This is a genomic window from uncultured Microbulbifer sp. (assembly GCF_947489355.1).
GTDB lineage: Bacteria > Pseudomonadota > Gammaproteobacteria > Pseudomonadales > Cellvibrionaceae > Microbulbifer.
Genome location: NZ_CANLDD010000171.1, coordinates 1 through 548 on the forward strand (window position 1 = coordinate 1; position 548 = coordinate 548).

General features: G+C 43.6%; 1 protein-coding gene. It reads right to left on the minus strand.

All coding sequences use genetic code 11. The features are described from left to right. Nucleotides 1-264: 264 nt before the first annotated feature. Nucleotides 265-548 (minus strand): LysE family transporter (locus Q1A48_RS21330; protein WP_299948882.1); only part of this gene is annotated, 284 nt, incomplete at its 5' end.

Sequence of the window (548 nt, forward strand, 5' to 3'; positions counted from 1 at the left end):
GGCCGGTTTGGGTGGTTGGGTGTCTGGTAGAGACAGCAATCACAAAGTAGCTAATTTATAGCTCTAAAACGCAAAAGTGCCAAATTTGCGTAACCCCAAAACTTACGATAGATCTGGCTTGGGGTTGTCCATTTTTTAAGAATGGCTACCCCAAGTTAGAGGTCGAGTATCGGTCCCATAACAAGATGATCTATATGACACATAATCCTCGTATTGCGGCTGCTTTGAAGTGTAGCTAACAACCAGTCCGATAACATGCGCTTGTTAACCCCTTACCGCTACGTAAATGCCGCTACCTATGAGCATTGAACCAGAACTAGCCCTAAGTAGACGCGCTTTTTTGGAGTTAGAATAAATGGATTTGGCTTTATAAGCTATGTAGGCATAGCCAAACATCACGCCGCCAACAGAAAACGTTGCGATGGCATACAATAAAACCGCATCGGAGACTGCTACATTTGATAAGTCTAGGAATGCAGGAAAAAAGCTAAGGTAGAACAAAATAGCTTTTGGATTGCTTAGAGTTGTGATGAGACCAGCCGCAAAGC